The sequence below is a fragment of the Variovorax sp. 770b2 genome (assembly GCF_900115685.1).
GTDB lineage: Bacteria > Pseudomonadota > Gammaproteobacteria > Burkholderiales > Burkholderiaceae_C > Variovorax.
This window is the reverse complement of the sequence record NZ_FOXJ01000001.1, coordinates 775,969-800,540: the sequence shown is the minus strand read 5'-3', so window position 1 is coordinate 800,540 and position 24,572 is coordinate 775,969. Positions and strand designations below refer to the sequence as shown.

The 24,572-nt window shown below is 68.7% G+C and carries 24 protein-coding genes; 11 read left to right on the top strand and 13 right to left on the bottom strand.

Going from position 1 to position 24,572, the window contains the following annotated elements; translation table 11 throughout:
• Window positions 1-49: 49 nt before the first annotated feature.
• Window positions 50-1,033 (top strand): NADPH:quinone oxidoreductase family protein, encoded by a 984-nt coding sequence (locus BM133_RS03555; RefSeq protein ID WP_093431687.1) that lies wholly within the window; start codon window positions 50-52, stop codon window positions 1,031-1,033.
• Here BM133_RS03555 and BM133_RS03550 read toward each other — a convergent pair.
• Complete coding sequence (locus BM133_RS03550; RefSeq protein ID WP_177224708.1) at window positions 997-1,935, bottom strand: LysR family transcriptional regulator; 939 nt, start codon at window positions 1,933-1,935, stop codon at window positions 997-999. The genes BM133_RS03555 and BM133_RS03550 overlap by 37 nt on opposite strands.
• 282 nt (window positions 1,936-2,217) lie before the next feature.
• Here BM133_RS03550 and BM133_RS03545 point away from each other — a divergent pair, with 282 nt between their 5' ends.
• Genes BM133_RS03545 through BM133_RS03535 form a run of 3 tightly spaced genes read left to right on the top strand, consistent with a single transcriptional unit; the run spans window position 2,218 to window position 6,712 of the window.
• Window positions 2,218-3,942: an N-acyl-D-amino-acid deacylase family protein gene (locus BM133_RS03545; protein WP_093431684.1), complete on the top strand. Its 1,725-nt coding sequence runs from the start codon at window positions 2,218-2,220 to the stop codon at window positions 3,940-3,942.
• A 23-nt stretch (window positions 3,943-3,965) separates the two neighbouring features.
• The gene (locus BM133_RS03540) at window positions 3,966-4,949 is read left to right on the top strand and encodes a Bug family tripartite tricarboxylate transporter substrate binding protein (RefSeq protein ID WP_093431682.1); all 984 of its coding nucleotides are present in this window, start codon (window positions 3,966-3,968) and stop codon (window positions 4,947-4,949) included.
• Between the two features lie 17 nt (window positions 4,950-4,966).
• Complete coding sequence (locus tag BM133_RS03535) at window positions 4,967-6,712, top strand: N-acyl-D-amino-acid deacylase family protein (RefSeq protein ID WP_093435015.1); 1,746 nt, start codon at window positions 4,967-4,969, stop codon at window positions 6,710-6,712.
• Between the two features lie 67 nt (window positions 6,713-6,779).
• Here BM133_RS03535 and BM133_RS03530 read toward each other — a convergent pair whose 3' ends face one another.
• From BM133_RS03530 to BM133_RS03520, 3 genes are read right to left on the bottom strand one after another with little or no spacing between them, the layout of a single operon-like run.
• Complete coding sequence (locus BM133_RS03530; RefSeq protein WP_093431681.1) at window positions 6,780-7,559, bottom strand: SDR family NAD(P)-dependent oxidoreductase; 780 nt, start codon at window positions 7,557-7,559, stop codon at window positions 6,780-6,782.
• Between the two features lie 54 nt (window positions 7,560-7,613).
• A complete protein-coding gene (locus BM133_RS03525) occupies window positions 7,614-8,447 on the bottom strand; it encodes a sugar phosphate isomerase/epimerase family protein (protein WP_177224707.1) in 834 nt (277 codons plus the stop codon).
• Complete coding sequence (locus BM133_RS03520) at window positions 8,444-9,538, bottom strand: SDR family oxidoreductase (protein WP_093431679.1); 1,095 nt, start codon at window positions 9,536-9,538, stop codon at window positions 8,444-8,446. The genes BM133_RS03525 and BM133_RS03520 overlap by 4 nt, the downstream gene beginning before the upstream one ends.
• Before the next feature lie 122 nt (window positions 9,539-9,660).
• Between BM133_RS03520 and BM133_RS03515 the strand changes: the two genes are divergently transcribed.
• Genes BM133_RS03515 through BM133_RS03505 form a run of 3 tightly spaced genes read left to right on the top strand, consistent with a single transcriptional unit; the run spans window position 9,661 to window position 12,737 of the window.
• Window positions 9,661-10,980: a Rieske 2Fe-2S domain-containing protein gene (locus BM133_RS03515; protein ID WP_093431677.1), complete on the top strand. Its 1,320-nt coding sequence runs from the start codon at window positions 9,661-9,663 to the stop codon at window positions 10,978-10,980.
• A gap of 2 nt (window positions 10,981-10,982) precedes the next feature.
• Window positions 10,983-11,957 (top strand): PDR/VanB family oxidoreductase, encoded by a 975-nt coding sequence (locus tag BM133_RS03510; RefSeq protein ID WP_256219043.1) that lies wholly within the window; start codon window positions 10,983-10,985, stop codon window positions 11,955-11,957.
• 30 nt (window positions 11,958-11,987) lie between these two features.
• On the top strand, window positions 11,988-12,737 hold the full coding sequence (locus tag BM133_RS03505) for a FadR/GntR family transcriptional regulator (RefSeq protein WP_093431674.1): 750 nt from the start codon (window positions 11,988-11,990) through the stop codon (window positions 12,735-12,737).
• Window positions 12,738-12,750: 13 nt separating this feature from the next.
• Here the strand turns inward: BM133_RS03505 and BM133_RS03500 are convergent, their stop codons facing one another.
• The 6 genes from BM133_RS03500 to BM133_RS03475 all read right to left on the bottom strand — a co-directional run bounded on the left by BM133_RS03500 (window position 12,751) and on the right by BM133_RS03475 (window position 18,002).
• Entirely contained in the window at window positions 12,751-13,956 is a 1,206-nt protein-coding gene (locus tag BM133_RS03500) for an ABC transporter substrate-binding protein (RefSeq protein WP_093435011.1), read from the bottom strand.
• Between the two features lie 58 nt (window positions 13,957-14,014).
• A complete protein-coding gene (locus BM133_RS03495; RefSeq protein WP_093431673.1) occupies window positions 14,015-14,722 on the bottom strand; it encodes an ABC transporter ATP-binding protein in 708 nt (235 codons plus the stop codon).
• On the bottom strand, window positions 14,719-15,438 hold the full coding sequence (locus BM133_RS03490; protein WP_093431671.1) for an ABC transporter ATP-binding protein: 720 nt from the start codon (window positions 15,436-15,438) through the stop codon (window positions 14,719-14,721). Before BM133_RS03490 ends, BM133_RS03495 begins: the two co-directional genes overlap by 4 nt.
• A complete protein-coding gene (locus BM133_RS03485) occupies window positions 15,435-16,406 on the bottom strand; it encodes a branched-chain amino acid ABC transporter permease (protein WP_093431670.1) in 972 nt (323 codons plus the stop codon). Before BM133_RS03485 ends, BM133_RS03490 begins: the two co-directional genes overlap by 4 nt.
• Window positions 16,407-16,422: 16 nt before the next feature.
• Complete coding sequence (locus BM133_RS03480) at window positions 16,423-17,274, bottom strand: branched-chain amino acid ABC transporter permease (RefSeq protein WP_093431668.1); 852 nt, start codon at window positions 17,272-17,274, stop codon at window positions 16,423-16,425.
• A 359-nt stretch (window positions 17,275-17,633) separates the two neighbouring features.
• Window positions 17,634-18,002, bottom strand: a complete 369-nt coding sequence (locus BM133_RS03475) for a response regulator (RefSeq protein ID WP_093431667.1) — start codon at window positions 18,000-18,002, stop codon at window positions 17,634-17,636.
• A gap of 143 nt (window positions 18,003-18,145) precedes the next feature.
• Here BM133_RS03475 and BM133_RS03470 point away from each other — a divergent pair, with 143 nt between their 5' ends.
• A complete protein-coding gene (locus BM133_RS03470) occupies window positions 18,146-18,556 on the top strand; it encodes a response regulator (RefSeq protein ID WP_256219042.1) in 411 nt (136 codons plus the stop codon).
• A 13-nt stretch (window positions 18,557-18,569) separates the two neighbouring features.
• Entirely contained in the window at window positions 18,570-20,291 is a 1,722-nt protein-coding gene (locus tag BM133_RS03465) for a hypothetical protein (protein WP_093431664.1), read from the top strand.
• Window positions 20,292-20,324: 33 nt separating this feature from the next.
• On the opposite strand, the gene BM133_RS03460 is transcribed toward BM133_RS03465, so the two are convergent.
• From BM133_RS03460 to BM133_RS03450, 3 genes are all read right to left on the bottom strand, one after another.
• Entirely contained in the window at window positions 20,325-21,629 is a 1,305-nt protein-coding gene (locus BM133_RS03460; protein ID WP_093431662.1) for an MFS transporter, read from the bottom strand.
• Window positions 21,626-22,366 carry an aldolase gene (locus tag BM133_RS03455; RefSeq protein ID WP_256219041.1) on the bottom strand — a complete coding sequence of 247 codons (741 nt, stop codon included), beginning with the start codon at window positions 22,364-22,366 and terminating at the stop codon, window positions 21,626-21,628. The genes BM133_RS03460 and BM133_RS03455 overlap by 4 nt, the downstream gene beginning before the upstream one ends.
• Window positions 22,367-22,480: 114 nt before the next feature.
• Window positions 22,481-22,900 (bottom strand): PaaI family thioesterase, encoded by a 420-nt coding sequence (locus BM133_RS03450; protein ID WP_093431659.1) that lies wholly within the window; start codon window positions 22,898-22,900, stop codon window positions 22,481-22,483.
• A gap of 129 nt (window positions 22,901-23,029) precedes the next feature.
• On the opposite strand from BM133_RS03450, the gene BM133_RS03445 reads away from it, so the two are divergent.
• On the top strand, window positions 23,030-24,013 hold the full coding sequence (locus BM133_RS03445; RefSeq protein ID WP_093431657.1) for an AraC family transcriptional regulator: 984 nt from the start codon (window positions 23,030-23,032) through the stop codon (window positions 24,011-24,013).
• A 66-nt stretch (window positions 24,014-24,079) separates the two neighbouring features.
• On the top strand, window positions 24,080-24,556 hold the full coding sequence (locus BM133_RS03440; RefSeq protein WP_093431656.1) for a MarR family winged helix-turn-helix transcriptional regulator: 477 nt from the start codon (window positions 24,080-24,082) through the stop codon (window positions 24,554-24,556).
• Window positions 24,557-24,572: the final 16 nt, after the last annotated feature.

Sequence of the window (24,572 nt, the reverse complement as noted above, 5' to 3'; positions counted from 1 at the left end):
ATGGACCGATGCCGACCGGCATCGCGCCGCGTCCAAAAAAAAGGAATCCATGAAAGCCATCGTTTGCCACGAGTTCGCGCCGGTCGACCGCCTGCGCTACGAAGACGTCCAGCCCCGCGCACTGCGCGCGGGCGAAGTGCGCATCGCCGTGCATGCTGCGGGCGTGAACTTCCCCGACTCGCTCAAGGCCGAGGGGCAGCACCAGATCAAGCCGCCGCTGCCATGGATTCCCGGCAGCGAAACGGGCGGCATCGTCACCGAGGTGGCCCCCGGCGTCACGCGCCACAAGGTGGGCGACCGCGTGATGGGCGTCTCGGGCGCCGATGGCGGCGGCTTTGCGCAGCAGATCGTGCTTCCGCAGGAGCGCGCCTTCGCCCTGCCCGCCTCGATGAGCTTCGCGCAGGCCGCGGCCGTGCCGGTGGTGTACGGCACCTCGCTCTATGCGCTGAAACAACGCGCGCGCATGCAGCCGGGCGAATCGCTGCTGGTCCTGGGCGCGGCCGGCGGCGTGGGCCTGGCCACCGTGCAGCTGGGCAAGGCCATGGGCGCGCGCGTCATCGCCGCGGCCAGCACGCCGGCCAAGCGCGAGCTCGCGCTGCAGCACGGCGCCGACCACGCGGTCGACTACACCCTGCCCGACTGGCGCGAACAGGTGAAGGCGCTCACCGGCGGCAAGGGCGTGGACGTGGTGTACGACCCGGTGGGCGGCGACGCCTTCGACGAGGCCGTGCGCGCCGTCGGCTGGATGGGCCGCTACCTCGTGATCGGTTTCACCGCGGGCCGCATCCCGACGCTGAAGGTCAACATGCCGCTGGTCAAGGGCTACGACCTCGTCGGCGTGCGCTACGACGTGTGGCGCGACGGCTGGTGGAGCGAGGCGCGCGCCAATCTCGAACAGGTGCTCGCATGGTGCGCAGAGGGGCGCCTGCAGCCGCTGGTGTCGGCGCGCTATCCGCTCGAACGCGCGGTCGAGGCCATGCGCAGCATCACCGGGCGTCAAGTCACCGGCAAGGTCGTGCTGGAAATGGCCTGACCGGCGGCCGGCGGCGCACCGAATTTCTCGACGATGAAATCGAGAAAGGCCTTCACGCGCAGGCTCAGGTTGCGACGACTGGCATACACCACGTAGAGCGGCGCCTCGGTGTCCGCGCGGAAGGCTTCGAGCACGCGCACCAGACGGCCGGCCCGGATGTCGCTGTCCACGTGCATGTCCGACAGCCGCGCGATGCCCACGCCCGCTACCGCAAAGGAGCGCAGCAGCTCCGAGGAATTGCTGCCGATGTTGCCCTTGATCTCGTGCGCCGCCAGTTCCGCGCCGTCGCGCAGCGGCCAATGGTTGGGAAACGAGCCCGGCAGGAAGTTCAGGCAGTTGTGGTGCCTGAGGTCTTCGACCGTGCGCGGCGTGCCGTGCCTGGCCAGGTACGCGGGCGCGGCGCACATGCCCCAGCGCGTGGTCGCGATGCGCCGCGCCACGCGCGAGGAATCGGGAATGCTGCCGCTCTGGAACGACACGTCGATCTGGTTCTCCACCGGCTCCAGCGGCGCCGCGGAGAGCACGAATTCGAGCCGCATGGCCGGATGCCGCTCCAGGAATTCGGGAATGAGCGGCGACAGCTGGTGCTGCGCGAGCAGCAGCGCGCAATTGATGCGCAGCACGCCCGAGGCCTCGAAGCCCGATTGCCCGAGCCCCGTTTCGGCCTCGTCGATGGCCTCGATCACGCGGTGCGCGCCGGCCAGGAACTTCTCGCCTTCGCGCGTGAGCCGCAGCACGCGCGAGGTGCGGTGGAAAAGCCGCACGCGCAGGCGGTCCTCCAGCCGCTGGATGCGTTTGCTGACCGTCGATGGACTGCAATCCAGGCCGCGCGCCGCCGCGGAAAAGCTGCTGGCATCGGCCACGCGCAGGAACACGTCGAGTTCTTGGATTCTGTCGTTCACGGCCGATTCTATGCAGCCAATCGTTCTGGCATCAAAAAGGTCCGACCGATTATTTCTATCCCCGCACATCAACTGTGCATGTACGTCACAGATGTGCGGATGGGAGCTTCTTCTCCTCTGGGCGAGGCCCGTGTGCGGCTTGCGCGAACGATCCCCGGTCGTCATGCGCCCAGCCCCGACAGGGTATCCACCGATGCCCCGGCCCATGCGCACGCCCAAGATTTATCAATTGGACCAACCAATGAAGCATTTACCGAACCCCGGAAACAAGGCCACGAAGACATGACGACAAGAAAACCCGATCTGGTCATCCGAGGCGGCGCCATCGCCGACGGCCTTGGCACCCCGCTGTTCGAGGCCGACGTGGCGGTGGACGACGGCCGCATCGTGGCGGTTGGCAAGGTCGCATCGGCCGGGCGCGAGGAAATCGACGCACGCCATCGCATGGTGACGCCGGGCTTCGTGGACATCCACACCCACTACGACGGCCAGGCCGTGTGGGACCAGCGCTTCGCGCCCTCCAGCTGGCACGGCGTGACCACGGCGGTGATGGGCAACTGCGGCGTAGGCTTCGCGCCCGTGCGCCAGGCCGACCGGGGCCGCCTGATCGAGCTGATGGAAGGCGTGGAAGACATTCCCGGCGTTGCGCTGACCGAGGGGCTCGACTGGGCCTGGGAGAGCTTTGCCGACTACCTCGATGCGCTCGAGCGCAAGCCGCACGACATCGACTTCGGCGCGCAGTTGCCGCACGCCGCGCTGCGCGTGTACGTGATGGGCGAACGCGCCTCGCGACTGGAGATGGCGACCGCCGACGACCGCGCAGAAATGCGCCGCCTCACCGCCCAGGCCATGCGCGCGGGCGCCATCGGCTTTTCGACCTCGCGCTCCATCAACCACAAGTCGGTCAAGGGCGCGCCCACGCCCACGCTGAAAGCCTCCGAGGAAGAGCTCATGGCCATTGCCATGGGCGTGAAGGATGCGGGCAGCGGCGTGCTGCAGATGATCACGGACTTCGACGGCGAGGACGTGGACGGCGAGTTCCAGCTCATGCGGCGACTGGTCCAGGCGTCGGGCAGGCCGCTGTCGTTCTCGCTCATGCAGAAGCACAAGAACCCGCGCGGCTGGCAACGCATCCTCGAACTCACGCGGCAGGCCAACGACGAGGGGCTGAAGATGCTCGCGCAGGTCGCTCCGCGCGGCGTGGGCGTGCTGCTCGGCCTGCAAGGCAGCCGCAACGTGTTCTCCGAATGCCCGAGCTACCAGGCGATGGCCGAGCTGCCCTTCGAGCGCCGCGTCGCGCTGATGCGGCAGCCCGACGTGCGCGATGCGCTGCTGCGCGAACTGGGGCAGGAGGCGCGCACGCCGCTGGGCGAGCGGCTGGTGGAGTTCGAGAACATCTTCGCGTTCGGCAACCCGCCCAACTACGATCCCGGCCCGCAGGCCTCGCTCGCCGCGATGGCTGCAGGCACGGGCCGCGCGCCGGGCGAAGTCGCCTACGAACTCATGATGGCGGACGAGGGCCACGGCATGCTCTATTCGCCGTTCGCGAACTATGCGGGGCGCAGCCTCCAGGTGTGCGGCGACATGCTTGCCGATGCGAACACCATCGTCGGCCTGGGCGACGGCGGCGCGCACGTGGGCCTCATCAGCGACTCGAGCTTCCAGACCTTCGTGCTGAGCCACTGGGGCAATGCGACCAAACGCTTCGACCTGTCGTGGCTCGTCAAGCGCCAGACCTCGGACACGGCACGCGCGGTGGGCCTGTACGACCGGGGCGTGATCGCGCCCGGCATGAAGGCTGACATCAACGTGATCGAGCCCGACGCGCTGGGCATGGCCGCGCCGCACATGCAGTTCGACCTGCCCGCGGGCGGGCGCCGCCTGCTGCAGCGCGCGAGCGGCTACGTGGCGACGGTGGTGTCGGGCACGCCGGTCTACCGCGACGGCCAGGCGTGCGGCGCCCTGCCCGGCCGCCTGGTCCGCGGACCGCAACGGGCTCCGGCCTGAACCCCAAAAAAAGGAGACACCCGATGAATGCAGACATGCAGCGGCGCACCGTTTTGAAAGCGCTCGCGGCCACGGCCGTCGTTTCGCAGGCGCCGGCCTTCGCGGCCGCCTACCCTGACAAGCAGATCCGCATGATCTGGCCGTTCGCCGCGGGCGGGCTCGGCGCCAACCTCGCGCGCGTTCTGGCCGACGGCCTGTCGCAGCGCCTGGGCCAGGCGGTCTACGTGGATGCAAGGCCGGGCGGCGGTGGCATCATCGGATTCCAGACGCTGAAAGCGGCCGCGCCCGACGGCTACACCGTCATGCTGGGCACCAACAGCACCTCGACGCTGCTGCCTTCGATGATGAAGGACTTTCCCTTCGACCCGCTCAAGGACTTCGAGCACGTGGCCATGGTCTACACCAGCGGCAACGTGATCGTGGTGCGCGCCGAAAGCCCCATCAAGAGCTTCGCGGACCTGCGCGCGCAGGCCAGGGCGAACCCCGGCAAGCTCACCTACGGGTCGGCCGGCAACGGCTCGACCTACCACCTGATGCCCGCGCTGTTCGACCTGCTCAACGGCTCCAAGATGGTCCACGTGCCCTACAAGGGCGGCGGGCCGGCCTACATGGGGCTGCTCGGCGGCGAGACCTCGGTGGTGTTCGGCGACCTCTCCGCGTTGCCGCACGTGCAGGCGGGCAAGATGCGCGCGCTCGCGGTGCTGAGCAAGACGCGCGTGCCGGCCGCGCCGGACATTCCCACCACGGCCGAGCTGGGCATGCCCGACCTGGTGATGGAGTCGTTCTACGGCCTGTTCGCGCCCAAGGGCACGCCGCGCGACATCATCGCCCGGCTCAACAAGGAAACCGCCGCCACGCTGGCCGACCCGCGCGTGCAGCAGCAGCTCAAGACCCTCAGCACCCAGGCGGCGCCGGACACCAGCCCGCAGTACTTCGTCGACCAGATCGCGAAGGAAACCGCGCGCTGGCGGCCCGTCATCGAAGCCTCCGGCATCGTTGCCGAATGAACCAGGACCCCCAACGCATGCCCGCTGAATTCGACATCGTGATCCGCAACGGCCAGGTGGTCGATGGCAGCGGCGCCCCCGCATTCGCCGCCGACGTGGCGGTCAAGGACGGCAGGATCGCCGCCGTTGGCAAAGTCGCCGGACGCGGCACCCAGGAGATCGACGCGCGCGGCAAGCTGGTCACGCCCGGCTTCATCGACATCCACACCCACTACGACGGCCAGGCCATCTGGGACACCCAGCTCGCGCCGAGTTCCTGGCACGGCGTGACCACGGTGGTGATGGGCAATTGCGGCGTCGGTTTCGCGCCCGTGCGGCCGGCCGACCGCGATGCGCTCATCGAGCTCATGGAAGGCGTGGAAGACATTCCCGGCCCCTGCCTGCACGAGGGCCTGCGCTGGAACTGGGAGAGCTTTGCCGACTACATGGACGCGCTGGAGGCGCAGCCGCGCGACACCGACGTGTGTGCGCAGCTGCCGCACGGCCCGCTGCGCGTGTACGTGATGGGCCAGCGCGCGCTGCGCCTGGAAGACGCGACGCCCGACGACATCGCGCAGATGCGCGAGCTGACGGCCGAGGCCATGCGCGCCGGCGCCTTCGGCTTCACCACCTCGCGCACCGTGAGCCACAAGACCGCGAAGGGCGACCCCACGCCGATGCTGCGCGCGCAGGAAGAAGAGCTCACCGGCATCGCCATGGGCCTGGCCGATGCGGGCCACGGACAGATCGAGTTCGTGTCGGATTGGGACCAGCCCAGCGCGGCGGCCGAATTCGGCATGCTGCGGCGGCTCGTCGAGCGCTCGGGCCGCAGCTGCGTGTTTTCGCTGAACCAGCGCCACGGCGAGCGCAGCCATGTGTGGCGCGAGCTGCTCGACCTGTCGGACCAGGCGGCCGCGGAGGGCCTGCGCATGCGGCCGGTGACCGCTCCGCGTCCCATCGGCTCGCTCTTCGGCCTCACGGGCACGCAGAACCCCTTTGCGGCCACGCCCACCTACCGCTCGATCGCGCACCTGCCGCTGGCCGAGCGCGTGGCGCGCATGCGCGAGCCCGAGGTGCGGCAGCGCATCCTGGGCGAAGACCCGTACAAGGACAGCACTTTCCCGCTCTTCGAGCGCATGGGCTTCGCGCAGATGTACGAGCACATGTTCCTCCTGGGCACGCCGCCCGACTACGAACCGCCGCGCGAGAGCTCGATCGCCTCCATCGCGCGGCGCGAAGGCCGCACCGGCGCCGAGGTGGCCTACGACATGCTGCTGGACGACGACGGCAGCGGCTTTCTCTACGCCACGTTCACCGGCTTCAACGAGTTCGTCTGCGAGCCGACGCGCGAGATGCTCAACCACCCCAACGCGATGATCGGCCTGGGCGACGGCGGCGCGCACGTGGGCTTCATCACCGACGCGTGCTTTCCGACCTACCTGCTCACGCACTGGGGCCGCGACCGCGCGAGCGGGCGGCAGCCGGTGGAAGAGCTCGTGCGCCGCTACACCAGCGACCCGGCGTTCACCATGGGCCTGGACGATCGCGGTCACGTGCGCGTAGGGATGAAGGCCGACCTGAACGTGATCGACTTCGGTCGGCTCGCGCTCGGCAAGCCCTACGTGGTGGCCGACCTGCCGGCCGGCGGCAAGCGCCTGCTGCAGAAGGCCAGCGGCTACTGTGCGACGGTGCTTTCGGGCGTGATCACGTATGTCGATGGCCAGCACACCGGCGCGGTGCCGGGCAAGCTGGTGCGCGGGCCGCAGAAGGCGTCCGCCGCCTGAGCGCGGGGGCGGCTGGCCGGCGTGATGCACGGCACCGGCCGACCGGCCAACGCGATAGACGTTCCGCTCAGGCGAAAACGGCCGGCTGCACGTTCATCAACGCGGTGCGCATGAAGCCGCCGTCGATGATGATGTCGTGCCCGTTCATGTAGCTGGCGGCGTCGCTCACCAGGAACGCCACCGCGTCGGCGATGTCCCCCGGCCGTCCGATGCGGCCGGTGGGCACGGTCTTGATGCGGCCCTGATGCAGCTTCTCGTTCCGGTAGAAGTGCTCGGACATCGGCGTGCGGATCATGCCCGGGCTCACCGAATTCGCGCGGATGCCGCGCGGCCCCCACTCCACCGCCATCTGGTGCGTGAGGCCGAGCACGCCGGCCTTGCTCGGGCCGTAGGGGCCGATGTCGTTGGGCACGCGTGCACCGATCGATGCGAGGTTGACGATCGCGCCCGAACCCTGCGCGAGCATCGGGCGCGCCAGGTGCTTGGCACACAGGAACGCGCCGCGCAGGTTCACGCCCATCACCTTGTCCCACACCTCCACCGGCAATTGCTCCAGCGGAATGACCGGCGCCATGATGCCGGCGTTGTTGACCAGGATGTCGCAGCGGCCGAACGCCGCCTGCACCGCCGCCGCCATGCCCTGGATGGCGGCTTCGTCGGTGATGTCGCATGCCAGGGACAGCGCCGCGCGGGCGTCCTGCGGCGCCTTCAGGTCGACGGCCACCACCTTGGCGCCCATCGACGCGAGCCGCTCGACCATCGCGCCGCCGAGGCCGCCGCCCGCCCCCGTGATCACCGCCACGCGGCCTTCGAGTGCATGGGCGTCGAATGTTGTCTGCTGGGTCATGGGCCGGGTTCTCCGTTCGTGAGTGAAAAAGCTGCACGCCGCTTCGGGCCGCGTTCAAGCAGTGAAGTGGCGGCCGAAAAAGCGCTGCGCCGCATCGGCCGCCTTGCGCGCGCGGCCGGCTGGCGGCAGTTGCGCATCGGCGACCACCGGGGTTTCCAGTTCGAGCTCGGCATCGGGCGCCAGCGCGCGCACCACGCCCGCCAGGTCGAGCTGCCCGTCGCCCAGGTACATGCGCCCGGACATGGCTTCGTCGAAGAGGGTGCTGTCCGCCGGCAGGCTGGCCGGCGCATCGCACAGCTGCGTGAGGTAGATGCGCGACGCATCGAGCGCGGCCACGTCGGCGGCCGTGGCGCCCGAGCGCGCCAGGTGCAGCGTGTCGACCAGGATGCCGACGTTGCGCGCCCCGCTGGCGTCGATCACGGCCAGCGTCTGGCGCAGGTTCTTCAGGCCGCTCATCGGCATGAACTCCAGCGCGATGCGGATGCCGGCGTCGGCCGCGGCGGCCGCGTAGTCGCGCAACAGCGCGGCGACGCGTGCGTGGTCGTCCTCGAAGCAGCCCTGCAGGATCATCGGCGCGCCCACGGCCCGGGCCGCGTCGACGTTGGCGCGCAGGTGCGACGGCTGCACCTGCGGCGAGAGGTAGTAGCCGCTGACGCTGGAGATGCGCACGCCGCGCGCGAGCGCCGTCTCGCGGATCGCGTCGAAGGCCGCGGGCACGCCGTCCACCGCCGGCCAGGCATCGCCCGGATAGCGCCCGCTGATGCGCGGCCCCGCCGCGCCGTAGCCGGCTTCGGCGGCGGCGTCGATGGTGTCCAGCGGCGCAGCCTGCGCGCCCAGGGTCAGGAAGCCCAGCGTGAGCCGGGCGGTGTCGCGGTGTCGTGGGTTCACGATGGAATCACCTTGTGCTGGCGCAGCTCGTTCAGGCGCTGCATGAAGATGCGGTCGGTCTCGATGCAATCGTGAAAGCCCGCGCGGCGGATCTTTCCGGTCTCCAGGAGCACGTCGTGCGACATGCGCAGCATGTAGTCGACCCAGCGCCAGTCGACCACGCGTGCGATGTCGAGCTCGCGCAGCCCGTGGCGTTGCGCAATGCGGTTCCACAGCGCCTGCTGGTCGGGCATCACGTCGGCCAGCGGCATCGTCTTGGGTTCGCCGGCGGCCATGCCGAGGCCCTCGGCCAATACCGGCCATGTGTTGCTCCAGCGCGCGGCGTCGCCGTTGGCGACGTTGAAGGCCTGGTTGTCGGCCGCCGGCGACGTGGCGGCCCAGCTGGCGGCTGCGCCGATCTGCTGCGCATCGGCGATCTGGTGGATCGCCTCGTAGGCGCCCGCGCTGCCGGGAAAACGCAGCGGCAGTCCCATCTCCTTGCATACCGCCGCATAGATGCCCACGCCGAGCACGAGGTTCATCGGGTTGCCGACGGCGAACCCCGACACGAACGGCGGAATGAGGTTGACCCAGGCCCATGGCTGGCCACGCTGCGCCTGGCGCAGCCAGTCTTCCTGGTCGTAGTAGAAGTTGGGCGGCAGTTGCCGCGCATCCGATTCGCGGCAGGGAGTGCGGGTGGCGCCCCACTGGATGCCGTAGAACTTGGCACCGGTCACGAGCACCACCTTCTTCAGCCCGGCGGCTCGGGCGCTCGCGGCCTCCACCACGTTGCGCAGCAACTCGAGATTGGGCGCGACCTCCGCCGCGCGACTTTCGGCCTGCCGGTAGGCTGCATGAAAGACATGCGTGATCCCTTCGTGCGGCGCGAGCGCGGCCTTGCAGGCCTGCGGGTCCGAGAGATCGACCGCAATGCCCTGGGTACCGGCCACGTCGCCGCCGCCGGAGCGCGATGCGCACAGCACGCGCCAGCCGTCCGCAACAAGGCGCTGCGCGATGCCGGTGCCCACGATGCCGCTGGCGCCCGCAACGAGCGCGACGGGGGAGTGGCGGGACTGGGGGGCTTGAGGGGCTTGAGTGGCTTGGTCTGGCAAGAAATGTCTCCAGGCACGACGTCGATGCGTCTTTTAATAATGGTTATACCATTCTAGTTGACGGCCAAAAGCGGATGACATAAATTGGTAGGACCAGTTTGGTCCATCCAATAAGGAACTAGATGCTTTCCCACGAAGACAATGAAACGCTGGTGCGCGTCGGCGCCGGCACGCCCATGGGCCAGCTCATGCGGCTGTACTGGATACCTTTCCTGCCCTCCAGGGACCTGGTCCCCGACGGCCAGCCGCAGCGCGTGCGCCTGCTCGGTGAAGAACTGCTCGCGTTCCGCGACGGCGAGAACCGCATCGGCCTGGTCGACCACGCCTGTCCGCACCGCGGTGCGCCGCTGGTGTTCGGCCGCAACGAGGACTGCGGGCTGCGCTGCGTGTACCACGGCTGGAAGTTCGACACCGAGGGCCGCGTCGTCGACACCCCGGCCGAGCCGCCGCAAAGCCGGCTCAAGGAAACGGTGCGCATCAAGAACTATCCGTGCCGCGAGCGCAACGGCATCGCCTGGGCCTACATGGGGCCGGAGCGAGACCACCCGCCGCCGCTGCCCGAGATCGAATGGAACCTGGTGCCGCAGGACAACGTCTACGTGAGCTTCCGGGTGCAGGAGTGCAACTGGCTGCAGGCGGTCGAGGGCGAGATCGATTCGGCCCACGCGCCCATCCTGCACGGGCGCATCGATGCGCAGGGCGCGATCAGCGACTGGGTCGCCAAGAAGGACCTGCGCCCCACCTTCGAGTGCAAGCGCCAGGACTTCGGCATGAGCATCGCGTCGCGCCGCGTGCTGGACGAGCACACGCATTACTGGCGCGTCAACCAGTTCCTGCTGCCCTTCTACACGCTGGTTCCGCCGCAGTCGCAATACCCCGAACTGAGCGGCCACGCCTGGGTGCCGATGGACGACCACCACACCCTGTGCATCATGTTCTCGTACCACCCGGTGCAGCCGTTCTACGAGAAGACGAGAAAGCTCTTCGACAACGGCCATGCGGGCCGCGAGACCGGGCACCCGAGCCTGAACGCCTACGCGCCGCGCCCCCCGACCGAGCCCTACGCGAGGTACTGGACCCGCTTCAACCTGCAGAACGCCTTTCACTTCAACTACGACGCGCAGACCAAGACCTGGTTCTCGGGCATTCCCGGGCTGTGGGTGCAGGACGCGGCCTGCCAGTCGGGCGTGGCGCCGGTCTACGACCGTTCCAAGGAACACCTGGGCATGAGCGACACCGGCGTCGCGATGACGCGGCGCCTGCTGCTGGAAACCGCGCGCAACCTGGCCACCAGGAACCAGCGCCCGCCGCGCCTGGACGACCCCGCGCTGCCGATGGTGCGCGCGGTGTCGCTCACCGTGCCGGCCGGCCAATCGTGGAGCGAGTCGGGGCGCGAGCTGATGAGGGCGAAGCTGGGCGCAGACTTCGGCTACACCCCATGAGCGTGGCAAGCACGACCGCGCCACCGATCGACCTGCGCCTGCGCCAGACGCGCCTGGAGGCCGAGGGCATCGTCTCCTACGAATTCGTTTCGGCCGGCGATGCGCCGCTGCCCGCGTTCAGCGCCGGCGCGCACATCGACCTGCATCTGGCCGGCGACAAGGTGCGCAGCTATTCGCTTGCGAATGCGCCCTTCGAAGCTTCGGCGGATGCGTCGCTGCGCCGCTACCTCATCGCCGTCCAGCGCGACGACGAAGGCAAGGGCGGCTCGGCCTGGATGCATGCGACACCGCGCGTGGGCGATGTGCTGCGGGCCACGCCGCCGGTCAACGACTTCGCGCTGGCCGAGGACGCGCCGCATTCGATCTTCATCGCCGGCGGGATCGGCATCACGCCGGTCATGTCGATGCTGCGGCAACTCGATGCGCTGGGGCGGCCGTGGCGCCTGCACTATGCGAGCCGGTCGCCGGCGCAGACGGCCTTTGCCGAAGATGTCCGCACACTCGACGGCGAGACGCGGTTCTGCTTCGCTTCGTCGCGCAGCGAGCGCCTGGACATCGCCGCGATCGTTCGCGAGGCGCCGCCCGACGTTCATCTCTATTGCTGCGGTCCGCCCCGCATGATCGACACCTTCATCGACAGCTGCGCCCGGCGCCCCCCGCAGACCGTGCACTTCGAACGGTTCGCTGCAGCCGAGGCGCCCGCGACCGGCGGCGGCTACGACGTGGTGCTGCAGCGCAGTGGCCAGCGCCTGACCGTGGTGCCGGGCAAGACCATCCTGGACACGCTGCTGGACCACGGCATCGACGTGCCCTACGCCTGCACGGCCGGCGTGTGCGGCACCTGCCGCACGGCGGTCGTCGACGGCCAGCCCGACCATCGCGACGACTTCCTGAGCGATGAAGAAAAACACGCCAACACCAGCGTCATGATCTGCTGCTCCGGCGCGCGGTCGGGCACGCTGGTGCTGGATCTCTGAGCCCCGCGAGACTGCGAAAGAACACGCCGCATGACGACCACATCCGATATCCCCCAAGCGAGCGACGACGCCCGCGCCCGCCCCGATGCGGGCGATGCCGCCGACAGCTCGGTCATCGCGCGCATCCTTGCGCACCTGCAGGCGCACCGGCTGCATGCCGGCGACCGCCTGCCATCGGAGCGAGACCTGGCCGAGCAACTGGGCGTGGGCCGCAACGCGGTGCGCGAGGCGCTGGCCACGCTCGCGACGCTGCGCATCGTGGAGCTCAGGCCCAACTCCGGCATCTACCTGCGGCAGATCGAGCGCGAGAGCAGCTTCGAGGCGCTGGTGATGCTCACCGACATGGGCGGCACGCCCACCCGCACCGAGGTCGCAGAGACGATGGAGGTGCGCGCGCACCTGGAGATCCAGGCCCTGGGCCTGGCCTGCAAGCGGCGCACCGAGCAAGACCTGTCGCGGCTGGAGGCCGTGCTGCGCAAGACCGAAGAGGTGCTCGCACAAGGCGGCAACATCGCCGCGTGCGACACCGACTTCCACATTGCCGTGGCCGACGCCACGCACAACTCGGTGCTGGTGCGCGTGCTGAACGCCTTCTACCGTTTCACGAGCCGGCGCCGGACCGTGCTGTTCGAAGACGCCGCGCAGGGCAAGGCGTCGCTGCGCGACCACCGCCGGCTGCTCGAGCACATCCGCAACCGCGATTCGGCCAAGGCGCAGTTGCTCATCCTTCGCCACATGGACCGGGCCCGCAACTACTGGTCGGCGGTGCTCGGCGGCTGAGCCGCCCCGGACCTCAGAGCTTGCAGAGCGCCGACGGCCCGGGCATGGTCGACGCGGCGAAGCTGTGCTCGACCACCGGCCGCAGCACGCCGTCGGCGACCTTGGCGCGCCCGACGAAGTTGGGCAGCATCAGCTGGTTGTCCTGCGCGCGGAGCGTGAGCTTGCCGTAAAGCGTCTCGACCTCGGCGCCGCGCAGTGCGCGGCTCACGTCCGCCGGCTTCACGCTGCCGGCCTTCTGCACGCCCTGGAACATCACGATGGCGCCGTTGTAGGCCTGGCCCTCGTTGTCGGTGGGCAGGCGCTTGAATTTCGCTTTCCACGCGGCGACGAAGGCCTTGTTGCGTGGCGAGTCGATGTCCGGCGTGTACGAGGTCGTGCCGACCGTGCCGTCCAGCGCCTTGCCGGTGGCATCGATCATGAAATTGAGGATGAGCGCGTGGCCGATCAGCTTCTTGGCGGGGATCAGGCCGAACTCCTGCGCCTGCTTGACGAAGGCGATGGCGTCGCGGCCGACCTCGGCGACCCAGATCGCCTCGACGTTGGAGGCCTTGAACTGCGCGATGTACGGCGCGAAATCCTTGGTTCCCATCGGGGCATAGAGCGCAAGCGGCACGCTCTTGCCGGCGGCTTCGGCCGACTTCTTGAACGCCTCGCCCGACTCCCGGCCCCAGACGAAATCCGCGCCCAGCACGGCGAAGGACTTCTCGGGCAGCTCCTTGGCCCATTGGTTGATCATGGCGATGTCCATTGAATCGGCATGGTTGGTGCGAAAGGCCCGCGCACGGCAGGTGTCGCCGGTGAGCTTGTCGGTCTTGCTGATGACGTTGAAGTAGGCGGCGTCCCAGCGGTCCAGGTTCTGCACGATCGCCAGCGAGACCGACGACGGGATCGCGCCGATCAGCAGGTTGAAGCCGTCGCGCGCCAGCTTTTCGGCCACGCGGCGCCCGGCATCGGGCGTGCTCTCGTCGTCGGCGGTCTGTACTTCGATCTTGCGGCCGTCGATGCCGCCCTTGGCGTTGGCCTCGTCGATGGCGAACTGCACGGCGCGGATCACCTCCTCGCCCTGCTGTGCAAACACGCCCGACTTGGACGACACCAGGCCCACCTTGACCGGCTCCTTGCCCTGCGCCATCGCCGTGAAAGGCAGCAACGCCACCGCGCTCCCGACCGCCATGGCCAGCGCCGCGGCGGTGCGGCCCCATCTTCTGAGTCTCAGCATCTTCCCGTCTCCTTCGATCCGCATGCCGGAAGCGGTCCGGCAGCCGTGGGTCGCCGGTTCACACGGCGACATGGTTCTCGAGCGTGGCCAGCCCTTGCTTCGAATCCTCGACCGGCCCCTGGGCGACCACGGAGCCCTTGGCCATGGCGCAGTAGCGCTCGGCCACGCGCACCACCAGGCTCATGTTCTGTTCGATGAGCAGGAGCGCCGTGCCCTGCGCGGCGACGCGGCGGAAGATCACCGCGAGCTGATCGACGATCACGGGCGCCAGGCCTTCCGTGGGCTCGTCGAGCAGGATGAGCGCGGGGTTGGCCATGAGCGCGCGGCCGACCGCCAGCATCTGCTGCTGCCCGCCCGACAGCGCCGTGCCGCGCGTGTGCGCACGCTCCTGCAGGATCGGAAACAGCCGGTAGATCTCCGCGACGTTCCAGGGCCCCTTGCGCCGCGCGGCAGCACCGAGCTGAAGGTTCTCCTGGACGGTGAGGTTCGCGACGATGCGGCGTCCCTGCGGCACGACGGCCACCCCATGCTGTGCGGCCTCGTAGGGCCTTGGCCGCCGCAGCGTGCGGCCACCCACCACGACGCGGCCGCCACGCATCGACGCGATGCCCAGCAGCGTGTTGACCACCGTGGTCTTGCCCACGCCGTTGCGGCCGATGAGCGCCACACGTTCGCCCGGCGCCACGGAAAGATCCAGCGCGTGCAGCACGTGCGCCGCGCCGTAGAAGGCTTGGACCTTGTCCAGTTCGAGCAGCAGGGCGCTCATCCGGCGCTCCCGAGGTAGGCCTCGCGCACGCGCGGATCGCGTCGGACCTCGGACGGATCGCCACTGGCGATCACCCGGCCGAGCTCGAAGACGGTCAGCGCATCGGAGATGCCGAACACCACGTCCATGTCATGTTCGACCAGCAGCACCGACACGTTCCAGCGCCCGGCGAGCGACTGCAGATGCCGCGCCAGTTCGTGCGACTCGCGCACCGACAGCCCGGCCATCGGCTCGTCCAGCAGCAGCACCTTTGGCTTGCCGACCAGGGCCAGCGCGAGGTCCAGGCGCCGCTGCTCGCCGTAGCCCAGTTCGTCGGCCGTCACATCGGCTACCTGCAGGAGCCCCAGCTCCCCCAGCACGGCCTGGGCGTCGTCCGTCGAGCGATCGTTGCTCATGCGCTGCGATGCCAGTTCGACCTGGCGGCGCACCGACATGCCGCCGAAGATGCTGGTGCGCTGAAAACTGCGCGACAACCCGCGCAGCCGGCGCTGCACGACGCCCAGCGCGGTCACGTCTTCTCCGTCGAGCAGCACCTTGCCGCGCGTGAGCCGGCTGCGGCCAGTGATGGCATCGATGACGCTCGACTTGCCCGCGCCATTGGGCCCGATCAGCCCGCGGATTTGCCCCCGAGCCAGCGAGAAGCTCACGCCGTCGACGGCCTTCACGCCGCCGTAGTGCACGGCCACGTCGATCGCCTGGAGCACCAGTGAACTCATGGCCCCGCCCTCCCCGGCCGGCCCGCCGGACGCGCCAGCCGCATCAGCTGCGTCAGTGCGCCGGCAATGCCCGCGGGCGAGAACACGATGACGGTGATGAGCGCGACGCCGAAGATCGCCATCCAGTGCGTGGCGTGGTCGCCCAGCGCGTCCTTGGCGAGAAAGTAGACGACGGCGCCGAGCGCCGGCCCCCACAGCACCTTGTAGCCGCCCACCACGGCCATCATCAGGGCCACGCCCGAGACGCTCCAATGCAGCGTCTCGGGCGAGACGAAGCCGGTGTTCAGCGCCGACAGGACGCCCGCCAGCGCGCTCACGAACGCCGACAGCGCGAACACCAGCGCGCGTGGCATCAGCGTGAGGATGCCGATGAAACGCGCGCGCTCCTCGTTGTCCCGCACGGCTTCAGTCACGCTGCCGAAGCGGCCCCGCAGGAGCAGCGCCAGCAGAAAGAGCACCACCACGAGCACGCTCCAGCACAGCACGAACATCGCGCCCGGCCGCAGCAGTTGCGAGAGGGGTATGCCGAAGAGTTGCGCCGGCCAGTCGATATTCATGCCGTCGGCACCGCCCGTCAGGCCGCGCGAACGCGAGGCGGTCAGATAGAACATCTGGCCAAGAGCCAGCGTAAGCATGCCGAATGCCACGCCCGGCACGCGCACGATCACCAACCCGGCCAGGAAGGCGGCCAGCGACACGCCCGCCAGGGTGAGCGCGATCGCAAATTCCGCGGGCATCAGCTTGGCCTGCATGAGGATGCCCACGCCGTAGCCCGACACGCCGAAGAAGAGCGCGTGCCCGAAGCTCACCATGCCGTTCTGCCGCAACAGCACCCCGACGCCGACGGCCAGCACCGCGTAGATGAGCGCCTGCGTGAGCAGCGACAGCAAGGTGCCCGAGCGCACGAACCATCCGAACAGCGCGCCCACGACCAGCGCGCACAGGGCGGCCAGACAGAGAGAACGCATCGTCACCGCGCGGGCCTCATGTCCGGCTGCCAGCGAAGCCCGAGGGCCGCCACACGAGCACGACGACCATCAGAACGAACGGCAGCAGCGCCGCCGCATCGGGCAGGTAGACGGCGCCCAGTGCCTGGAGCATGCCCAGCACCATCGCCGCGACGAAGGCACCGGCCAGCGAGCCCAGTCCGCCGACCACCACCACCACGAACGAATCGATGATCACGTCGCCGCTCATCGAGGGCGACAGCGACAGGAACGGCGCCGCGACCACGCCGGCGAGCCCGGCCAGCGCGGTGCCCAGGCCCACGACCGCGGCACTCAGCATGTCGGTGTTGACGCCTTGCATGGCGGTGGTCGCGGGGTCGGTGCTGGCGGCCCGCACGTACAGTCCGGCGCGCGAGCAGCGAAGCCAGAGCGTGAGGCCCAGCGCGACCAGCGCGCCGATCGCGATCACCGCGATGCGATAGACGGGCACCGGCGTGCCCCACAGGTCCAGCGTTCCGCCGAGCGCCGGCGGTGCGGCCAGCGAGAGGTTGCTCTTGCCCCAGACGGTCTGCACGAAGTCCTCGATCACCAGCAGCAGGCCGAAGGTCACGAGCACGACGGACAGCGGATCGCGCTTGTGCAGCAGCCTGAAGCCGTAACGGTCGAGCAGAACGCCGAGCACGGCCATCACGAGCGGCACCAGCACCAGCGCCAGCCAGAAGTTGCCCCACCCGGCGATCGAATAGCCGAGATAGGCCCCCAGCATGTAGAGCGAGCCATGCGCGAAGTTGACGACCCGCCTCAACCCGTAGATGAGCGCGAGGCCCGAGCACATGACGAACAGCAGTGCGCCGTAGACCAGGCCGTTGAAGAGATTGATGGTCAGCACGTTCTTGTCTCGCTGGGGAACTTCGCGGATCGGTGCTGGAGCGACCCCACGATTAATTAATGGTTAGACCAATATAATTATTCAGACCCCTGCGTGTCAACGGGATCATCCAGCATGCGCAACGCTATCGGGCGGCGGGCGTCCGGAGGCCAATGGCCCCAGGTGCCAAAGCTTCCCAAGACCCCCCGGTTTGGACACCGGTATCCAAGGAAGCCGACGGCATCGCCTTCATTCAAGAGGCAGGTATCCGTCGTCAAGACGAAAGCGGCTGCAAATCAAGCGGCCCAGGGTGGATTCCGCAAAAAGTGCACACGACGTGGCACGCAGGCCCCTCCAAGCATTTGATTTTTCTCAGGTTTCTAGGAAGGCGACACCACCGCGCGCTCCAGCACCTCGGTCAGCTGCTCGACCGTATAGGGCTTGCGCAGCCACAGGGTCCCCGCCAACGGCTTGGCCGGTTGCGCCTGTCCGGTCACGAAGATCACGGGCACGCGGTGGTCGCGCAGCAGCCGCTCGGCCAGGTCGTGCCCCGACAGCGCGGGCAACCCGATGTCCACCATCACCACGTCGAAGGCGCCCTGGAAGAAGCGCGAGATCGCGGCCTCGGCGCTCTTCACGCCGGTGGCCCAGTGCCCCAGGGCCTCCAGCAGTTTCAGGGTGGTGGCGAGGGTGTCGACGTCATCCTCCACGAGCAGCACGCGGAGCTTGGGTTGCGAGTCAGTGGTCATTGCGTTGCATTTTTCCAGACAACCCGCCGGGTTGCACCCGTCGCGACCCACCACCCTACAGGGATGTACGACAGATGGCGGCGTTGTCTTACTCGGCCACGGGAGTGCGCCCCGACAATGACCCCCTCGGCCGAGACAAGCCGATGGACCGTACCCTCTTGCCAACAACGATGACCCGCATCTACCTCATAGAAGACAACCCTCTGATCGCGACCACGCTGACCGACGGGCTGCAAGAATTTTCCGAATGCGATGTGATCGGCACCGCAGCCACTTCCACCGAAGCGATCGACTGGTTGAAGGCCAACCCCGGCGCATGGGACGCAGCCGTCATCGACGTGTTCCTCGCCGAGGGCAACGGGCTCACCGTGGCGCAGTACCTGAAGGACAACAAATCGCCCGCGCAACGCACCGTGGTGCTCATGAACTACGCGACCTCCGAGGTGCGCGAAGGCGCGCTGTCGGCGGGTGTCGATGCGGTGTTCGACAAATCGCTGCAGCTGGAGGCGTTCTACGACTTCTGCGCGGCGCTGAACATCACGCCCCGGCGCTGACACAATCGGCCGCGTGCCGATCTTCAAACACTGCCTGTCCTTCGCATTTGCACTGGCGCTCGCACCGGCCTTCGCGCATGCGGCCGAGCCCGTGCTGCTCGTCACCGCGCCAGCCGCACTGCAGGCCGCCGAGAAATCCGGCGCCAGCTTCGCCCACTGGATCAGCGATGCGCCCGCTTCACCTGAAGGCATCGCTACCAACCAGGCCTTGATGCGTTCGCCGGCGTGGCAATCCATCGCCACGCCGCTCGGTGAAAGCCTCGCGCGCATCCAGCGCGCGGACAAGCAGGCCGGCGTCGGCATCTCGCGTTACCCACACCGGCTGTTCGATGCGCGCTGGCTCGCAAGCCCCGATGCCTTCTTCGAACTGGTCGGCGTGGCCAATCGCATGGACCGCCGCCCTTTCCAGAACGGCGCATGCGGCGAGACACGGCTGGTGTACAGGCTCGCGTATCGCACCGTCGCCATGCAGTCGCGCCTGCCGATGACCGTCAATGTCGAACTGCGCGGCGATGCGCCCGATGCAGACGGCAGTTGCGCCGCCGCCGCGCGGCGCTGGCAGCCGCCGCAGGCTTCGATGCCGGACGAGGCGCTCGGCCGCTGGCTGGTGTCGCCCGACGGCCCGCTCGCGCCGCAGCGCCTTGCGCCCGCGCGCATCGCGCAGGTCACCACCAACCTGCAGAGCGTGCGCTGGCCCTCCGCGGTGCGGCCCGATCTCGGCGGCCATGCCGAGTACATGCTGCGCGCCTTCCGCTGGAACGCGGGCGCAAAGCGCTTCGATGTGGCGCCGCTGGAGAACACGCCCAACGTCGCGCGCCTGAAGGCCAGCGCGCCGCTGCGCAAGGAACTGCAGCAGTGGCTGCAGCAGCCCGCCAACCTGCGCGCACTGGACGAGGCCTCCGTGCAGATCCCCGAGAAATTCCTCGCGACCGAATCGGTTTCGGTCGCACCGCGCGGCCTCGCACGCCTGGCGAACCGGCCATTCGCACAGGTCTTCTCGCCCGGCGATTGGCATCCCGTGCCCGGCAGCCGCACGCTGCAATCGCCTCAGGCCGTGCTGCGCCGCCTCGATGACCTCAGCTGTGCGGGTTGCCACCAGAGCCGCGCGGTCGCGGGCTTTCATCTGCTGGGCATCGACCGGCGCGGCGCATCGCGCACCTTCACCACGGGCAATGCGCTCGCGCTGCCGCACTCGCCGCACCTGCAGGACGAACTGGCGCGCCGCGGCACCTACGTGCACGCCGCGCTGTCGACGCCGCAGCCCGACCCGTTCCGCCCGCTCGCCGAACCGGACAGCACGAACGCCGCCCCCGTGAAGGCCACGGTCGGCGCCAGCTGCGAGCCCACGCGCATCACGCAGTCCGCCAACCCGTGGCTGGACCGTGCCGAGAAGCTGCCCCGCGTCGCCTGCGAGGGCGTGTTTTCGGTGTGCGAGAAAACCTCGGTCGGCTTCCCGGGCGGCATGTGCTCGGGCCCTTGCGATCCGCTCGACAGGAACGGCACCTGCGGCGGCATCGCCATCCTGAGCGACTTCAACCAGTGCCTGGCCGCGAACAAGCCTTTCGGCGAATGCCTCGCCAAACACACGCGCCCCGGCAACCTGCGCAGCTGCTCGGCGCAGCAGCCCTGCCGCGACGACTTCATCTGCGCGCAGGCCGCGGGCCAGCCCGAAGGGCGCGGCGCCTGCATTCCGCCCTACTTCCTCTTCCAGATGCGGGTGGACGGCCACTCCTGACGGTCACTCATTCGTTCGATTCATTCGTTCGATTCATTCGTTCGGCGTGGGCCGCATCAGGTACGCGCACACCGCCGCGATCACGCCCAGCACCGCCACATAGATGCCCACCGGCACGATGCTCGAATACTTTGCGACCAGCGTCGCCGCGATGATCGGCGCCAGCCCGCCGCCGATGGCCGCCGCGAACTGGATGCCGATGGAGATGCCCGAGTAGCGCAGTTGCGCCGGAAACTGCGCCGCATACAGGTTCGACTGCGGCGCGAACATCAGCGCATAGTTGATCGACAGAGCGATCACCATCGCCACCGTGTACGCCGTGAGCGACCCGCTGCCGATCGCCTGGAACAGCGGCACCGCCATGACGGCGAGCAGCAGCCCGCCGAACACGTAGAGCCGCCGCGCCCCCACCTTGTCCGCGAGCCAGCCGCTGGCCGGAATGGTGAAGACCATGACCACCGAACCCGCGATCAGCGCGTGCAGCGCATCGGCCCGCGAGAACCCCAGGCGGCTCGTCGCATACGAGATCGAGAACACCAGGATCGTGTAGATCAGCGTCACCTCGGCCAGCTTGCCGCCGATGGTCAGCAGCAAGGGCTTCCAGTGCGCCGCGACGACCTCGCGCGCCGGCAGCACCGCCGTTTTCTGGTGCACCTTCACCTGCATGAACTCGGGCGATTCCTCCACCTTCATGCGGATGAAGACGCCCAGCACGATCAGCACCGCGCTCGCAAGAAACGGCAGGCGCCAGCCCCAGCTCAGAAAGCTCGCCTCGGGCAGTTGCGTCACCAGCGCGAAAGCACCCGAGGACAGCAGCACGCCGATGGGTGCGCCCATCTGCGGCATGCTGCCCACCAGCGAGCGCCACTTGGGCGGCGCATGCTCCACGGCCATCAGCATCGCGCCGCCCAGCTCGCCGCCGAACGACAGCCCCTGCCCGATGCGCAGCAGCACCAGCAGCACCGCGGCCCACATGCCTATCGATTCGTAGGTCGGCAAGAGGCCGATCAGCACGGTGCAGATGCCCATCATCAGCAGGCTCAGCGTGAGCATCGACTTGCGCCCCAGCCGGTCGCCGAAGTGCCCGAAGACGATGCCGCCCAGCGGCCGCGCCAGCATGCCGCTCGCGAAGGTGCCGAAGGCGGCCAGCGTGCCGACGGTGGGGTCGAAGTTGGGAAAGAAGAGCTTGTTGAACACCAGCGCCGCGGCGGTGCCGTAGGCCAGGAAGTCGAAGGCCTCGATGGCCGTGCCGACCATGGTGGCGGCGCCGATCTTCCAGATGCTCTGGCGCTTCTTTGCCACGGCCGCGCCTTGCAACGGCGAAGCGATGCTGCTCATGGCTGCTCCCCGGTGATCTGCCGCGCGAACATCGCGAAGCTCGCGTTGACGATGCTCCGCTGCAGCAGGAAGTCGTGCGACTCCTTCGCCAGCACCGGGTCCACCAGCTTGAGCCGTCCGTAGGCGGACTGCGCGATCAGCTGGTTGCGCGCCGCGCGCTCGATGAGCACCGACATGTAGAGCGACTCCTCGATGCTCGCCGTCGCGGCCAGGAAGCCGTGGTTGGCGAGCAACACGCAGCGCTTGTGGCCGAGCGCGGCCGAGATGATCTCGCCTTCCACGTCGGCAATCGGCAGGCCGGGCCACTCCGCAAGGAAAGCGCAGTCGTCGAAGAACGGCGTGGCGTCCATGTGCGCGATCTGCAGCGGCTCGCCCGTCATCGACAGGGCCGACACATAGGGCGGATGCGTGTGCATCACGCAGTTCACATCGGGCCTTCGCCGGTAGACCCAGAGGTGGAAACGCACCGCGGGGTTCGGCACGCCGCGCCCTTCGAGCACGCGCAGCGAATCGTCGATGCGCATCACCGATTGCGGGCGGATCTCGCCGAAGGCATGCGCGAGCGGCGTCGTGAGGAAGGTGCCGTCGGCCTGCCGCACGGTGACTTGCCCGGCCAGCGTTTCGGAGTGCCCCTCCCTGGCCAGGATGCGGCAGCTGAGGGCGAGCTTCTCGGCCTCGCTCCAGTTGCCGTAGCTGAGTCCGTCGAGGGACGGTGTGGGGTTGTCGTGGGTTGTCACGCTGTGGCTCCTGTGCATTGACGGTGGCGGTCAATGTAAGAAGCGGGCCGGGTTTGCGCTTGTGCGTGAGCGCACGCGCATTGACCCTGCGTGCCAACCGGGGGAGCTACGGCGTCATGGCGCGGGATCGAGCACCAGCTGCGTCTGCGTGACGACGCTGCAGAGCTTGCCCTCGGCATTCGTGATCGCGGTCTGCCAGACCATCGTGGTGCGCCCGCGGTGCAGCGCCACGCAGGTGCCCGTCACCGTGCTGCCCAGGCGCGCGCCGGCGATGAACTTGGTGCTCGAATCGGTGGTCGTCGTGCGCTTGCCGCCCGAGAGGTTCACCAGCGTGCCGACCGCGCCCAGCGTGTCGGCAAACGCCATCGAGGCGCCGCCATGCAGGATGCCGCCGGCCGTGCAGAGGTCTTGCCGCACCTCCATTTCCGCCACCACGCGGTCGGGCTCCAGCACCGTCACGCGGATGCCCATCAGGCCGGGAAATATCCCGGCGAACAGCTTCTGGATGTCGGCGATTTCGGCGATTGCGGCCATCGATGTCTCCTTGGATCTGCCTTGGGGTGCCACAGCCTAGTGGAAAGTCTCGATCGTTGCGAGCGGGCCCGAGACCTAGACTGCGGTGGCTTGGCACGAAGCGTGCGGGCCAACCGCAGGAGCCCCACCATGCACCACGACACCGCATCCGAACTGAGCTTTGCGCCGCGCTTTCGCCCGTTCTATCCGGGCGACGTGCAGGGCTACTCCAGCGCGCTCGACTCGCTGGTCTACCCGGGCGAGCTCAGCGTGCAGGACAGCAACCCGCGCATGAGCCTGGAGGCCTGCCGGCTCGTGGGCGGGGGCCTTGCGATCAGCTTCACCTCGACGCCGCTCGCGGTGCGGCACGACACCGCGCTCGCCTCGCCCGGCGGCGCGGGCGACGTGCTGGCCATGATCGCCGTCGAGGGCGAAGGCACCATCGACCAGGGCGGCCGGCGGCTGCCGTTTCGCCAGGGCGACATCACGTTCCGCACCACGCGGATGCCGTCCGTCTGCACGCTCGCGACGCCCGGCAAGCTGGTGATGCTGCGCGTGCCGGCCGCCCGGTTCTTCGGCATCCATGCGGACCTGCACGAGCGCTTCGTGCCCTCGATCGCGCGGGCCGATTCGCGGATGGCCGAGGCCGCGCGCACGCACATGGGCCATGTGTTCCCCGGGCCGGTGCAGGGCACGCCGGCGCTCGCGTATTTCTCGGAGCAGTCCTTCGTCTCGCTGCTGGCCGCGACGTACTGCGAATCGTGCGAATCGGTGGACGACGATGCAGCCGAAGGCAAGCGCCGCGAGCGCGACCGCTGGCAACGGCTGGTGGCCTGCATCGAGGCGCACCTGGGCGATGCGGAGTTGTCGGTCGATGCGGTCTCGAAAGAACTCGGCATTTCGAAGCGGCTCACGCACCGTCTCTTCGAGCTGCAGCGCACGCAGTACGGCGCGTACCTGAAGGCACGCCGCCTCGAACGCGCGAAGGAAGAACTCGGGAACCGCAGGCTCGATCACCTGAGCGTTTCGGAGATTGCCTACCGCAACGGATTCGGCGATGCGAGCCACTTCAGCCGCTGTTTCAGGAGCCACTTCGGAACACCGCCGGGCGCCTACCGCAGATCGCCAGACTGAGCAGCCCACGGGGCCATCCAGAAATATCGCTTGCAACTAGATCGCATGCGATCTAATATCCGGCCCATGCCTTCTAAGCGCCCCGCTGCCCCACCCGCTGAAGCCGCCAGGACCAATCCCCTGGCGCTCGACGAACAGCTCTGCTTTGCCGTGTACTCGACGATGCTCAGCCTCAACAAGGTGTACCGCGGCCTGCTGCACGACCTGGACCTCACCTACCTGCAGTACCTGGTCATGCTGGTGCTGTGGGAGCGCGATGGCATCAACGTCTCCGAGATCTGCACGCGGCTCTCGCTGGAGACGACCACCCTCACCCCCTTGCTCAAGCGCCTCGAAGCACGTGGCCTCATCCAGCGCGTGCGCTCCGCATCGGACGAGCGCCAGGTCATCGTGTCCCTCACCGCCGAAGGCCGCGCGCTGCACAAGAAGGCGCGCGCCCTGCCCGCCTGCGTGGCCGAAGCCATGGCGCTGGAGCCGGGCCAGATCGGCAAGCTGCGCGACGAACTGCTCGCCCTGCGCTCGAACCTGGACAGGAACGCGTGAGGGCCCGCCGCATCCG